Here is a 14,159-nt window from a genome sequence, read left to right on the forward strand (position 1 = left end):
CCGGAAACCGGCCTACTTGCCCAGGTTCATTTCCTTCAGCAACTGCGGCGCCGGGTAGACCTCCTGCATGATCCAACGCAGGTAGCGGCCGTCCACCGCGATCATCCGGGTCATCTTGGGATCGAACACCCAGTTGGAGCTGACCGATTCCCAGTTGCCATCGAACGCCAGGCCGACCAGCCTGCCGCGCGCATCCAGCACCGGCGAGCCGGAGTTGCCGCCGGTGATGTCCAGATCGGACAGGAAATTGACCGGCACCGTGCCCAGCCGCTTGTCTTCCAGGCCGCCATAGCGCTTGGCCTTGACCGCATCCAGCAGCGCCTGCGGCGAGTCGAACGGGTCGTCGCCGGTTTCCTTGGCCACCACGCCTTCCAGCGTGGTGAACGGGGTGTAGGCCATGCCGTCCTTCGGCTCGTAGCCGGTGACGTTGCCGAAGGTGATGCGCAGCGACAGGTTGGCGTCCGGGTAGACGAATTCGCCCTTGCTCTTCTTGTAGTCGGCCAGCGCCTGCAGATAGACCGGGCGTGCGGCCAGATTCTCGCCGGCGCGGGTCTTGCGCTCCTGCTCCAGTTGCAGCAGCGTCGGCATCACCGCCACCGCGTACTGGATGGCCGGATCCTTGCTGCTTTCAAACGCGGCGCGGTCGGCGGTGAGCCACTTCAGCCGCTCCTCGGTGCTGCCGAGCTTGGTCGCGGCCAGCCGGTCCAGTGCGCGCTTGATGGCGCGCGCGTCGTTGCCGCCCAGCCACTTGTCGACCGCAGCCACGCGCTGGCCGGCCGGCAGCTTGAGATATTCCTTCAACCAGTATTCCTGCAGTTGCCGATCCATCGCCGGCACATAGCGGCGTTCCAGTTGCTTCAGGCCGCCCTCGATGGCAGGCAGATCGCGCTCCTGGTAACCGGACTCGCGCTCGGCGTTGGGTTTCTCGCGTTCGATCGACAACCGGTACAGCTGCGCAGCCGATCCGACGGTGGCGGTGTTGTGGAACTGGGCCAACACGATGTCGCGATCGCGGGTCGCCTTGCTCTGTTCCAACAGGCTGATCAGTTGCGCATGTGCCGACAGCGCCGCCGCGCCCTTGTCGCCCTGCCCGCGCAGCCAGGCCAGCACCGCGGCTTCCTCGGCGCGTTTCTGGCCGGCGGCATCGATGCGTTTGAAGCCTTCCAACTGGCCATCGTAATTCTTGCTGGTGTTGTTCCAGCCGGCCATCGTGCTGGCGTACTTGACCTGGATATCCGGGTTTTTCCTGCCCGCTTCGCCGACCAGCGCGATCAGGTTCTTGTAGTGCTGGCCGATGGTCGGATAGGTCCAGCCGGCGGTATTGTCGAATTCGGCGGCCAGCGCATAGCGGTTGGTCGAGCCGGGGTAGCCGGCGACCATGACGAAGTCGCCCGCGCCCAGCGGCTGGTCGGCGAACTTCAGCCAGTGCTTGGGCCGGTACGGCACGTTGTCTTCCGAATAGGCGGCCGGCTTGCCGTCCTTGCCGACGTAGGCGCGATAGAACGCGAAATCGCCGGTGTGGCGCGGCCACATCCAGTTGTCGATGTCGCCGCCGAACTTGCCGACGCTGCCCGGGGGCGCATAGGCCAGGCGCACGTCCTTGATTTCCAGGTTGCGGAACAGCCGGTAGGCGTTGCCACCGGAGAAACTGAACAAGCGGCAGCGGTAGCCGGCTTCGGCCTCGCATTCGGCAATCAGTCGTTTCTCGAACGCTTCCAGCGCCCGGGTGCGGGCCAGCGCATCGTCGCCGGCCGCGGCGATGGCCGCCCTGGCCTCGGCGGTAACCTCGCGAATGTCATCGAGCACGAACACCCGCGCATTGGGGCCGGCGCTGACCTCGTCGGCCAGGGCCGGGGCATTGAAGCCTTGCTTGATCAGGTTCTTGTCGGCGGTCGAGTTGAGCTGGATCGCACCATAGGCGCAGTGGTGGTTGGTGACCACCAGGCCATTGGGCGAGACGAAACTGGCGGTGCAGCCGCCCAGCGCGACCACCGCGCCCATCGGGTCGCCGGTCAGGTTGGCCAGCTGCTTGGCCGGCAGCTTCAGGCCCGCCTTCTTCAACGGCCCGGAAATCTCCGGCAATTGCTGCGGCACCCACATGCCCTCGCCGGCATGGGCCAGCCCAAGCGGGGCAAGACAGGCGGCGGCAAGCGAAACAGCAAGCAGGTTCAGGCGCATGGACGACCCCAGGGAAAAAGTGAGCCCGGATTGTAACCAAGCCCCTCCGGCCACCCGTCCATGACTAATGGCATAGCCGCCGGCAGGGACCGACCGGAGCGCTGCAACATGGCCGGATGCCGCACGGGCTTATAATTCGCGCCTTCGAATCTTCTGACAGGTCTGCACCGACATGGCGCAAACGATGAAAGCGCTGGTCAAGCGCGAGGCGGGCAAGGGCATCTGGATGGAACAGGTGCCGGTGCCGCAGCCCGGTCCCAACGAGGTGCTGATCAAGCTGGAGAAGACCGCGATCTGCGGCACCGACCTGCACATCTACCTGTGGGACGAGTGGAGCCAGCGCACGATCCAGCCCGGCCTGACCATCGGCCACGAGTTCGTCGGCCGCATCGCCGGGCTCGGCACCGGCGTGACCGGCTACGAAATCGGCCAGCGCGTCTCCGCCGAGGGCCACATCGTCTGCGGTCACTGCCGCAACTGCCGCGGCGGCCGCCCGCACCTGTGTCCGCATACGGTCGGCATCGGCGTGAACCGCAATGGCGCATTCGCCGAATACATGGTGATGCCGGCCAGCAACCTGTGGCCGATCCCCGATCAGATTCCCAGCGAGCTGGCCGCCTTCTTCGATCCCTACGGCAACGCCGCGCACTGCGCGCTTGAGTTCGACGTGGTGGGCGAGGACGTGCTGATCACCGGTGCCGGTCCCATCGGCATCATCGCCGCGGGCATCTGCAAGCACATCGGCGCGCGCAACGTGGTGGTCACCGACGTCAACGACTTCCGCCTGAAGCTGGCCGCCGACATGGGCGCCACCCGCGTGGTCAACGTGGCCAACCAGTCGCTGAAGGACGTGATGGCCGACCTGCACATGGAAGGCTTCGACGTGGGCCTGGAGATGAGCGGCAATCCGCGCGCATTCAACGACATGCTGGACTGCATGTACCACGGCGGCAAGATCGCCCTGCTCGGCATCCTGCCCAAGGGCGCCGGCGTGGACTGGGACCGCATCATCTTCAAGGGACTGACCGTGCAGGGCATCTACGGCCGCAAGATGTACGAGACCTGGTACAAGATGACCCAACTGGTGCTGTCGGGCTTCCCGCTCGGCAAGGTGCTGACCCACCAGTTGCACATCGACGACTTCCAGAAGGGCTTCGACCTGATGGAAGCGGGCAAGGCCGGCAAGGTGGTGCTGAGCTGGAATTGAGCCCCGGCCGGAAGCTCTGGCCGGGAAGGCTCTTAAAAAAGGACGGGCAAAAAAGGTTCTTCTTCCAGGTGCGGGGAACATCCATGTGGAAGCCAGTGGCCTGGGCAGTGCGGGACACGCCGTAAATGCCCGCGATGCGGGGCCGGCCCACCATCGCAGATGGCAGGCGTTCGGCTGCGCGCGAAGCCGTGCTTCGCAAGCGCTTGCCTCACCCATGCAGGCTCTTCCGCGGCATCCATGCCGCGAACGGTCCCACACTACCCTGACCACCGACCTCTGGACACCTGGTCGGCGCTCGAAGAAAGGCCTTCCGAAGTCGCGAGCTGTCCTCTCACCAAAGGCGACGGCCGGCGGGCTGGGGGTACGGAGAGCAGGCCAGGGGTGAGTCAAGGCGGTTGGCGCGGCACTGCCGCGCGCCTTGGCGAACGCCCGGCGCGCTGCGCCGGGCCGGTTCGGGCCGCGAAGCGGAACGAGCCTGCGGCCCGACGTAAAGACACGATGTCGTCAGGAGGGCGGAGCGCCCCCAGCCTGACGGTCGGCGACTCCCGCCGAAGTCGACATCCCCGGAAACGGGAGAAGACCCCCCAAAAAAGAGGGCGCCTTGCGGCGCCCTTTTTGTGTTTCGAACCGAAGCTATCAGGGAATATCGACCGAAACGGTCAGCACGAAGCCCGGCTTGTAGATGTCCGAGCCGCGACGCAGATCTTCCGCGTCCGAGCCGAAGGTGTCGTAGTAGCCAAGCGTGGCCGTCGCCGGGCCGAAGCCCTTCGACACGCTGATCGAGCCGTCGAAATAATCCGCACGGCCGCCATTGTTGTCGGCTTCGATGGAGGTGTAGCCGGTGGAGGCGCCCAGCGAGAAGCCGGAATCGCCCAGATCGTAGCTGGCCGACAGGCCGGCATAGATCTGCTCGGCGCCCGAGTTGCCGTAGTCGTCGGCATAGCCCAGGATGCCGCCGACGGTCACCGGACCGCTCCAGGTCAGCTGGGCGATGTATTCGTTGTAGTCGATGTCGCCATAACCGCTGGACGCGCTTTCGTAGGTATAGCGGGTCACGCCCAGGTCGAGGTTCCAGGAATCGCTGAGGTCCTTGTTCCAGCCGACGAAGTAGTCGACCTCGAAGTTCGGTCCGCCCTGGCCAAAGTCGATGTTCGACCCCCAGACGCCGGCATACAGGCCGAACGGAGCGGTGTAGGTCAGCCCGGCCTGGAACGCCGGCTCATTGTCGGTCTGCGACACGCCACGGAAAACGTAATCGGTGGTCACGGCCAGGGACACGCTCAACGGCGACGATGCTTCTTCCTCGGCTTCCTGCGCAAATGCAGCGATCGGCAGCGCCACCAACAACGCGGCTGAAATGGCGGTAAACAACTTGACTGGCTTCATCAGGGTTCTCCTGGCTGGACATCGGGGGGCAAGCCGCCGCACGCGCAGGACGTGCTATCGGCAATCACGGGTTTTACGGTTTTTTAACCATGTCGATATTGCGACGCAACAAAGTGCCGCGTCAAGCCCCTGTCACACAATTGCGCTAGGGGACTGTTCCTGTCCGGTGTTTGTCCTGGGCCGCCAGGTCAGGCTGCCGGCGCGGCCGCGAATACGCCAAACCGCACCGGCGCCAGCCGGACGGCCGTCCCGGCTTCGTGCTGGGGGCCGCCCTGCCCGGCCGGCAGCTCCAGTTCGACCTCACCGCCTCCGCCGTCCAGGCGCGCCCTGAGCCGGACCCGTGGCCCGCTGCGCTGGGTGGCCAGCACGGTGGCCTGCCAGCCAGGCCCTTCCCGCACCAGTTGCAGATCTTCGGGACGCACATACAGCTCGACCTGGCCTGCAGCATCCAGTGACGACGGGGCCGCAGCCGGCAATTCCAGCTCCGCCACCTGCACCCGTCCCTCGCGCCACTGGCCCGGCAAGCGGTTGACCGCACCGACGAACGAATAGACGAACGGGCTGGCCGGGCGGTCGTAGGCCTCGGCCGGACTGGCGAGCTGCTCGATACGGCCGCGGTTGAGGATGGCGACCCGGTCGGCCAGTTCCAGCGCCTCTTCCTGGTCATGGGTAACGAAGACCGTGGTCAGTCCGGTCTGGTCATGCAGTTCGCGCAACCAGCGCCGCAGGTCCCGGCGCACCTGCGCATCGAGCGCGCCGAACGGCTCGTCCAGCAGCAGCACCCGCGGCTCGATCGCCAGCGCGCGCGCCAGCGCCACGCGCTGCCGTTGGCCGCCCGAAAGCTGCGCCGGGTAGCGCGACTGCAGCCCTTCCAGTTGCACCAGCGCCAGCAGCTCGCGTACCCGCGCCTGGATGCGGGAGTCCGGCCAGCGATCCTGGCGGCGTCGTACGCGCAAGCCGAAAGCGATGTTTTCGCCGACGCTGAGATGGCGGAACAGCGCGTAGTGCTGGAACACGAAACCCACCCGCCGTGCCTGCACGCTCAGCCGCGCAGCGTCTTCGTCGCCGAACCACAACGCGCCACTGTCGGCATGCTCCAGCCCGGCGATGACGCGCAGCAGCGTGGTCTTGCCGGAACCCGACGGCCCCAGCAGCGCCAGCAGTTCGCCCTGCCGCACATTCAGGCTGACATCGTCCAGCGCGGCGAATTCGCCAAAGCGCTTGCTTGCGTGTTCGATCCTGATGCCCATTGGCGATACCTCTCAGTGGCGATGATTGGCGGCCAGCGCTTCGCCGTGCCGCCATTCCAGGTAGGACTTGAGCGCCAGCGTGACCAGTGCGGTCAACGCCAGCAGCGAAGCGGCCGCGAAGGCGGCGCTGTAGGCGTATTCGTTGTAGAGGATTTCCACATGCAGCGGCAGCGTATTGGTGCGTCCGCGGATATGCCCGGACACTACCGACACCGCGCCGAACTCGCCCAGCGCGCGTGCGCTGCACAGCAGCACCCCGTACAGCAACGCCCAGCGGATATTGGGCAGGGTGACCCGCCAGAACGTCTGCCAGCCGCTGGCGCCCAGACTCAGCGCAGCCAGTTCCTCGTCCACGCCCTGCTGTTCCATCAGCGGCATCAGCTCGCGTGCGATGAACGGAAAGGTGACGAAGATCGTCGCCAGCACGATGCCCGGCAGCGCAAAGATGATTTTCGGCAACTGCACATGCACCTGGCCCAGCAGCGGCAACGTCGCCCGCCAGCCTTCGTCGATCAGCGGCCAGGCCCAGCCCTGCGCGCCGAAGATCAGCACGAAGATCAGTCCGGCCACCACCGGCGACACCGCGAACGGCAGATCGATCAGGGTGACCAGCCAGCGCTTCCCAGGGAAGGAGTGCTTGCTGACCGCCCAGGCCGCTGCCACCCCGAACATCAGATTGAGCGGCACGACGATCGCAGTGACCAGCAGGGTCAGCCGGATCGCAGCCAACGCATCAGCCTCGGAAACGGCACCGACGAACGCGGCCCAGCCGCCGCGCAGCGCTTCGGCGAAGACCAGCAGCAGCGGCAACAGCAAGAACGCCAGCAGGAAACCCAGCGCGCCGACGATCAGCAGCGCCTGCACCCACCCTGGTTCGGCAATCGCGGACCCGGCGCGATGGCGCACGGAAGCGGGCGGCGCGGTGGCCAGTCTTTCCATTGGCAGGACGGTCTCGTTCATCCTGGAGCGCGCCTGCCGACCCGCTGCAGGCGCGCCTGCAACGTGTTGATGACCAGCAGCAGCGCGAACGACAGCAGCAGCATCACCGCGGCGATGGCGGTGGCGCCGGCGTAGTCGAATTCCTCCAGCTTGATGGTGATCAGCAGCGGTGCGATTTCGGAAACTCCCGGCAGGTTGCCGGCGATGAAGATGACCGACCCGTATTCGCCGACGCCACGCGCAAACGCCAGCGCAAAACCGGCCAGCACTGCAGGCCACAGCGCCGGCAGGATCACGCGGCGCACCGTCAGCCAGCGGCCTGCGCCGAGCGTGGCGGCCGCTTCCTCCAGTTCCCGTTCCGCCTCGGCAAGCACCGGCTGCACCACCCGCACCACGAACGGCAGGCCGATGAACACCAGCGCCACGGCGATGCCCAGCGGCGTGTAGGCGACCTTGATGCCTGCCAGGTCCAGCCAGCGCCCGATCCAGCCATTGGGACCATACAACGCGGCCAGGGCGATACCGGCCACCGCGGTCGGCAGCGCGAACGGCAGATCGATCATCGCGTCGAACACCCGCTTGCCCGGAAAGCGGTAACGCACGAACACCCACGCCACCAGCGTGCCCATCGCCGCGTTGAACGCAGCCGCCGCCAGCGCGGTGCCGAAACTGATGCGCAGCGCTGCCAGCACGCGCGGCTCGGTCCAGATATGCCACAAACCGGAGAATCCCAGCCCGCTGGCCTTGACGAAAACGCCCACCAGCGGAATCAGCACAATCAAGCCCAGCCAGGCCAGCGTATAGCCCAGGCTCAACCCGAATCCCGGCAGGATCCGCCGGCGCGCCGGCGATGCAGATGCTGGCAGAACTGCGCTCATCGGCGTTGCGACTGGATCTGGTCGAACACGCCACCGTCGGCGAAGTGCGTGGCCTGCGCCTTGGCCCAGGAACCGAACACCTGATCGATGGTGACCAGTTCCACCTTGGGGAAACGCGCGATATCGGCCGGATCGGCATACTGCCGATGGCGTGGACGATAGTAGTGCCGGGCGGCCAGTTTCTGACCGGCCGGCGAATACAGGAACCGCAGGTAACCCTGTGCGGCTTCGCGCGTGCCGTGCTTGTCGACATTGCCGTCCACCAGCGCCACCGGCGGTTCGGCCAGGATGGAAAGCCGGGGCACCACGATATCGAACCGGTCCGGGCCCAGTTCCTCGAGGGACAGGAACGCCTCGTTTTCCCAGGCCAGCAGCACGTCGCCGATGCCGCGCTGGACGAAGGTGGTGGTCGCACCGCGCGCCCCGGTGTCCAGCACCGGCACGTTGCGGAACAGCGCGCGCATGAAGTTGCGGGTCTTGGCCTCGTCGCCCTTGAAGATCTTCACCCCGTAGGCCCACGCGGCCAGGTAGTTCCAGCGCGCGCCGCCGGACGTCTTCGGGTTGGGAGTGATGACTGCGATGCCCGGCCGCAGCAGATCCGGCCAGTCCTTGATGCCCTTGGGGTTGCCCTTGCGCACCAGGAAAACGATCGTCGAGGTGTACGGCGAGCTGTTGTCGGGCAATCGCGACTGCCAGTTGGGCGGCAGCAATTTTCCGCGCTGGGCGATCGAATCGATGTCGTAGGCCAGCGCCAGCGTCACCACATCCGCTTCCAGCCCGTCGATGACCGCACGCGCCTGTTTGCCCGAACCGCCGTGCGAGGTTTCGATGCTGACCTTGTCGCCGGTCTTGCGCTCCCATTCCCGGGCAAAGGCGGCATTGAGCTCGCGGTAGAACTCGCGGGTAGGGTCGTAGGAGACATTGAGCAGCCGGACATCGCGGGCAATGGCGGACGCCGCCGCCGACAGGCACAGGATGGCCAGCAACGCACGCGCACCAGTTCGCAGGGACAAGGGGGGCATCGGTACTTCCTGGTGGGGTTGGATTCAGGCGTTCTGGCCCGATGCGCGTCGGATGAGCCGCGGGCTTGGCCGGACAGCCGCCGTGCTGTCGGACGCCATGCTGCGCAACGGCAATCGCCGACAGAAATGACTTTCCGGCCGGTGCTTATGCCGTATTCGCATGAACAAGCGGCCATGAGCCGCAGGCGCGGGGCCGGGGCCGGCCGTCTGCGCGTCGGACCGACCGGACCGACCGGGCCTGCCGGGCCGGCGCGACTTGGCGCAAATCGCCGCCGGTTAGAATGCCCCTCTTTTCCCAAGGCACGCCGCCATGCCCGCCACTCTGACCGCTCATTACGCCACCGAACTGGACAGCATCCGCGCCCAGGGCCTGTTCAAGTCCGAACGCATCATCACCAGCCCGCAATCGGCCGAAATCGAACTGGCGGACGGCCGCACGGTGCTGAACTTCTGCGCCAACAACTACCTGGGCCTGGCCGACCACCCGGACATCATCCAGTCGGCCAAGGACGCGCTGGACAGCCACGGATTCGGCATGGCCTCGGTGCGCTTCATCTGCGGCACCCAGGACCTGCACAAGCAGTTGGAAGCCAGGATCGCGGAGTTCTTCGGCACCGAGGACACCATCCTCTATGCCGCCTGCTTCGACGCCAACGGCGGCCTGTTCGAACCCTTGCTGGGCGAGAACGACGCGGTCATCTCCGATGCGCTCAACCATGCTTCGATCATCGACGGCGTGCGCCTGTGCAAGGCCAGGCGCTTCCGCTACGCCAACTGCGACATGGCCGATCTGGAAGCGCAGCTGCAGGCCGCCGATGCGGCCGGCTGCCGGACCAAGCTCATCACCACCGACGGCGTGTTCTCGATGGACGGTTTTATCGCGCCGCTGGACGAAATCGCTGCACTGGCCAGCAAGTACGACGCGTTGGTCCACATCGACGAATGCCATGCCACCGGCTTTCTCGGCGCCAGCGGTCGCGGTTCGGCGGAAGTCAAAGGCGTGCTGGACAAGATAGATATCTTCACCGGCACCCTGGGCAAGGCCATGGGCGGCGCGCTGGGCGGCTTCACCACGGCGCGCAAGGAAGTCATCGAGCTGCTGCGCCAGCGCTCGCGCCCCTATCTGTTCTCCAACTCGCTGCCGCCGCATGTGGTGGCCGCCGGCATCACCGCCTTCGACATGCTGTCCAGCGCCGGCGAACTGCGCCAGCGGCTGCAGGAAAACACCGCCTATTTCCGCGAACGGATGACTGCGGTCGGCTTCGACATCAAGCCCGGCGTGCATCCCATCTGCCCGGTGATGCTGTACGACGCGCCGCTGGCGCAGCGCTTTGCCGAACGCCTGCTGGAAGAAGGCATCTATGCCATCGGCTTCTTCTTCCCGGTGGTGCCGCAGGGCAAGGCCCGCATCCGCACCCAGATAAGCGCCGCGCATACGCGCGAACAACTGGACCGTGCGATTGCCGCGTTCGTCAAGATAGGCCGCGAACTGGGCGTGCTGAAAAGCTGAGCCGCTTCCCATCCCCTCTTGCAGGAGGGACGTGAGTCGCGGCCGGAAAGCGGATATTCCTTTCGACGCGGACTAGCGCGAAAACGACGGATAAGGCATTCCAATATCGGGGTCGGCTTTATCGGTTGTTTTGGCGCTTGTCCGGGTCGGAAAAAGCTGTTCGTTTCTCCGGGTTTCCACCACCGGGATCAGGATGGGAGGGGCGCAAGCGACGCGGCTTCAGCGGCCGTCAGCCGGCGCCACTGCCCTTTCGCCAGACCGCCAAGTTCGAGATCGCCGATGGCCACCCGCACCAGCCGCAGCACCTGGATATCGAACGCCGCCAGCAGGCGACGAATCTGCCGGTTGCGGCCTTCGTCCAGCACGATTTCCAGCCACGCGTTCTTTTCGCCCTGGCGCAGCACCTTTACCGATTTCGCCGACAGTGTCGTGCCCCCGGATACGACACCCGCCACCAGCCGGGCGAGCAAAGCGGCGTCCGCGAGACGGTCGATCTGCACATGGTAGGTCTTGTCCGGCCCGGTGGCCGGGTCGGTGATGCCTGCGGCCCAGACCGGGTCGTTGCTGAAAAGCAGCAAACCTTCGCTGGCCTTGTCCAGCCGGCCGACCGGCGCCAGCCACGGCAGGCCTGCATCGTCCAGGCAGCGGTAAACGGTATCGCGTCCCCGCTCGTCGCTGGCCGTGGTGAGCAGTCCGCGCGGCTTGTTGAGCATCAGCCAGATCCGCTCAGCCGCAACGACGGCATCGTCATCGACACCGATGCGCTGGCGTCCCTGGACGATAGGAAACTCCGGATCCCGCACCACTCGGCCATCGACGCGGACCCGGCCGGCCAGGATCCAGCGCGCCGCTTCGCTGCGCGAACACACTCCCTGCTTGGACAGCACCCGCGCCAGACCGTGCCGGGGCGCCGCCGCGTCGCTACCGGGTACGACTGGCCTGCGCCTGTCGCTCACGGTCCGCTGCGCCCGCACCCCTGGCAGCCGTCATCCTGCCTGCCGCCAACCGGCCCCGGGCCGTCGACGCAACGGGATTCGCTCAATCCTTGGCGCCGGCCGATTCCACCGGCGCGGCAACAGGCACGGCAACCGGCGCCGCGCCCTTGGCCACGCGCACGCCGCGCGACTTCATCCAGGCATCGAATTCTTCGGCCGTCATCCGCTTGCCGTTCTGGTTCATGTCAAAACGCCAGGGCGTATTGTCGAACTCGGTTTTGGGCTTGTAGGCGGCGGCGGAATCGACCGCGGCACTGCTAGCGGCCGGCGCAGGCAACGCCTTGGCCACGTTCTGGCAGCCTTCGATGCGCAGCCGCAGCAACACCCGATCCAGCGACTGCGCTTCGTCGAAGGTGTGCGACAATACGCCGCTGGGCGCGCCCAGCTTGGTCGCCGTAGGGGTGAATTCGGGGGAAACCGGCGCGATTACCGTGGGGCGGGCCGGCAACGGTTGCGGCAACAGATTGCCGGCGCAATTGGGCGCAGCCTGGACGGCAGGAATCGCGGCGATGCAAAGCAGGCCGGTGGTAATCAGATGGCGCATCGTCGTAGCCCCTCAGGTGATCGAGGTGAGTGTATGAAGCGGACGTAGCGATATCAAGGAAATCATCACCTACTTCCGCCAAGCGGTTGTCGATACTGGGACTGGCGACCCGATTCTTGGCATCCGCAGGGCCGGAGCGGCAAAAAAAGGTTCTTCTCCCAAGCGCGGGAACGTCTATGTGGAATCTGGTGGCCAGGCCAATGCGGGACACGCCGCAAATGCCCGCGATGCGGGGCCGGCCCGCCATCGCAGATGGCGGGCGTTCGGCTGCGCGCGAAGCCGTGCTTCGCAAGCGCTTGCCTCACCCATGCAGGCTCTTCCGCGGCATCCCTGCCGCGTACGGTCCCGCACTGCCCTGGCCACCGGTTTCTGGACACCTGGTCGGCACTTGAAGAAGGGCCTTTCGAAGTCGCGCTCTGTCAACTGCTCAAAGGCGCCGGCCGGCGGGCTGGGGGGGGGGCGGAGAGCAGGCCAGGGGTGAGCCAAGGCGGTTGGCGCGGCACTGCCGCGCGCCTTGGCGAACGCCCGGCGCGCTGCGCCGGGCCGGTTCGGGCCGCGAAGCGGAACGAGCCTGCGGCCCGACCGAGAGCGGGTTATGGCCTTTGGGATGAGATGCGTTGCGCGCCAGCGCCGTTGCAGCAAGGCGGCCGGCGCCGTCCTTGGGTGGTGCCCAAGGCAAGCCGGGCAACGCGGCTGCGGCGGCGCTGGCACGCAACCCTTCGGGAAGGCCGCTGTCGCGGCGCCATGCCGCGTTGCACGCCTTGGCCAGGCCACCAGCCTGACCGGCGGCGTGCGCCTTGCCTGTCACCGCGACAGCAGCCTTCGCACTCACCCCAAAGGCCATAACACGCTCTTAAGACACGACGTCGTCAGGAGGGCGGAGCCCCCCAGCCCGACGGCTGGCGACTCCCGCCGAAGCGACATCCCCGGAGGCGGGAGAAGAACCAAAAAGAAGCCCGGCGCTAGGCCGGGCTTCCAGGTGTTGCGGCGAAACGTCCGATCAGTTCTGGACGTTCAGCTCCGTGCGACGGTTGCGGGCACGGCCTTCAGCGGTTTCGTTGGTGTCGATCGGGCGGCTTTCGCCGTAGCCGTTCGGGCCAACCAGACGCGAAGCGTCCACGCCGTTGCTGGTCAGGTAGTCGTACACGGCCTTGGCGCGACGCTCGGACAGGCCCTGGTTGTAGGCGTCGGTACCGACCGAGTCGGTGTGGCCGGCGACTTCAACGCGCAGATCCGGGTAACGCTTCAGGATTTCGGTGGCTTCGCTCAGGATGGCGACCGCATCAGGACGCAGGGTCGACTTGTCGAAGTCGAAGTTGACGCCCTTCAGGTCGATCGACACCGGCACCGGGCAGCCGTCCGGACCGATGGTCTGGCCAGCCTGCGAACCGGGGCAACGATCGTCGCAGTTGTTGACGCCGTCGCCGTCGTCATCCAGGTCCGCGCAGCTCGGGCCAGCCGGAGCCGGAGCCGGCGGCGGAGCAACAGTCGCCTTCGGGCCCAGCGGGATGATCACGCCGACCGAAGCCAGCACGTCGCCGAACCAGCTTTCGTCCGGGGCGGCTACGCTGGAGTCGTCGAAATCGGCGCGGTAGGCGATTTCGGCACGCACGCCGACGCGCTTGTCCAGGGTGGTCTGCAGACCGACGCCGACCTTGGCAGCCAGGTTGCCGTCTTCGCGCTCACCCGGGGAGTCCGGGCTCGGGAAGTTGTCGAATTCTTCTTCCGAACGCTGGTAGCCCAGGCCGGCCAGGATGTACGGGTTCCAGCCGCGGCCTTCCTGGATGAAGTGGCGACGCAAATCCAGCGAGATGCCGTACTGGCTCCAGTTCAGATCCTTGTTGGCGTCGAAGTTCGGGTTCTGATAGTTCAGCTCGCCGTCCAGCGACCAGTTAGGGCTGATGAACTTGCCCAGGCCCAGGCCCAGGAACGGGGCGTCGTTGGTGGTGCGATCGCTATCCTGCAGGTTGAAACCGGTGGAACCGGTCAGGTACCAGCGGTCATCGAACTCCTGAGCGGAAGCGGCCTGCGCCACACCCAGACCGCACAGCATGGCGGCACAGAGAAGTTTCTTGTTCATTTGCAGCTCCTTTGAAAATCAGGTGGTAAGAAAAACCGAAGTACGTTGTTGTAGTTGTTCCAGCTTTCTTATTGGTTCGCCCAGACGGCTTTATAACTGCCGGCCATCCTGAACAGATTATGCTTGAGCAGGTGAAGACAGTGTTAACGGTACTATAACAAGTCCGGCGG

11 protein-coding genes are annotated in these 14,159 nt (G+C 66.1%); 2 read left to right on the forward strand and 9 right to left on the reverse strand.

Translation table 11 applies throughout. The annotated features are described in order from the left end of the window. Positions 1-12: 12 nt before the first annotated feature. A complete protein-coding gene (locus tag CRO39_RS10155) occupies positions 13-2,178 on the reverse strand; it encodes a S46 family peptidase (RefSeq protein ID WP_097121823.1) in 2,166 nt (721 codons plus the stop codon). 172 nt (positions 2,179-2,350) lie between these two features. Here CRO39_RS10155 and tdh point away from each other — a divergent pair, with 172 nt between their 5' ends. Further along, positions 2,351-3,385, forward strand: coding sequence for an L-threonine 3-dehydrogenase (tdh, locus tag CRO39_RS10160; RefSeq protein WP_176520191.1), 1,035 nt, complete (start codon positions 2,351-2,353; stop codon positions 3,383-3,385). 636 nt (positions 3,386-4,021) lie between these two features. Here the strand turns inward: tdh and CRO39_RS10165 are convergent. The 5 genes from CRO39_RS10165 to CRO39_RS10185 form a co-directional block, all read right to left on the reverse strand. Further along, positions 4,022-4,771 carry a TorF family putative porin gene (locus CRO39_RS10165; protein ID WP_097121826.1) on the reverse strand — a complete coding sequence of 250 codons (750 nt, stop codon included), beginning with the start codon at positions 4,769-4,771 and terminating at the stop codon, positions 4,022-4,024. Positions 4,772-4,959: 188 nt separating this feature from the next. Continuing rightward, complete coding sequence (locus tag CRO39_RS10170) at positions 4,960-6,021, reverse strand: sulfate/molybdate ABC transporter ATP-binding protein (protein ID WP_097121827.1); 1,062 nt, start codon at positions 6,019-6,021, stop codon at positions 4,960-4,962. Positions 6,022-6,033: 12 nt separating this feature from the next. Next, on the reverse strand, positions 6,034-6,960 hold the full coding sequence (cysW, locus tag CRO39_RS10175; RefSeq protein ID WP_238394598.1) for a sulfate ABC transporter permease subunit CysW: 927 nt from the start codon (positions 6,958-6,960) through the stop codon (positions 6,034-6,036). Positions 6,961-6,977: 17 nt separating this feature from the next. Continuing rightward, on the reverse strand, positions 6,978-7,838 hold the full coding sequence (cysT, locus tag CRO39_RS10180; RefSeq protein WP_097121831.1) for a sulfate ABC transporter permease subunit CysT: 861 nt from the start codon (positions 7,836-7,838) through the stop codon (positions 6,978-6,980). Then, complete coding sequence (locus CRO39_RS10185) at positions 7,835-8,860, reverse strand: sulfate ABC transporter substrate-binding protein (protein WP_097121833.1); 1,026 nt, start codon at positions 8,858-8,860, stop codon at positions 7,835-7,837. The genes cysT and CRO39_RS10185 overlap by 4 nt, the downstream gene beginning before the upstream one ends. A 310-nt stretch (positions 8,861-9,170) precedes the next feature. Here CRO39_RS10185 and kbl point away from each other — a divergent pair, with 310 nt between their 5' ends. Continuing rightward, positions 9,171-10,370 (forward strand): glycine C-acetyltransferase, encoded by a 1,200-nt coding sequence (gene kbl / locus CRO39_RS10190; protein ID WP_097121835.1) that lies wholly within the window; start codon positions 9,171-9,173, stop codon positions 10,368-10,370. A 188-nt stretch (positions 10,371-10,558) separates the two neighbouring features. On the opposite strand, the gene CRO39_RS10195 is transcribed toward kbl, so the two are convergent. The 3 genes from CRO39_RS10195 to CRO39_RS10205 form a co-directional block, all read right to left on the reverse strand. Beyond that, on the reverse strand, positions 10,559-11,326 hold the full coding sequence (locus tag CRO39_RS10195; protein WP_097122014.1) for a pseudouridine synthase: 768 nt from the start codon (positions 11,324-11,326) through the stop codon (positions 10,559-10,561). A gap of 82 nt (positions 11,327-11,408) precedes the next feature. Continuing rightward, on the reverse strand, positions 11,409-11,909 hold the full coding sequence (locus CRO39_RS10200) for a hypothetical protein (protein WP_097121837.1): 501 nt from the start codon (positions 11,907-11,909) through the stop codon (positions 11,409-11,411). A 1,000-nt stretch (positions 11,910-12,909) separates the two neighbouring features. After that, positions 12,910-13,989 (reverse strand): OmpA family protein, encoded by a 1,080-nt coding sequence (locus CRO39_RS10205; protein WP_097121839.1) that lies wholly within the window; start codon positions 13,987-13,989, stop codon positions 12,910-12,912. Between the last annotated feature and the right edge of the window lie 170 nt (positions 13,990-14,159).

It is taken from the genome of Pseudoxanthomonas wuyuanensis (assembly GCF_900215535.1).
Taxonomy (GTDB): domain Bacteria; phylum Pseudomonadota; class Gammaproteobacteria; order Xanthomonadales; family Xanthomonadaceae; genus Pseudoxanthomonas_A; species Pseudoxanthomonas_A wuyuanensis.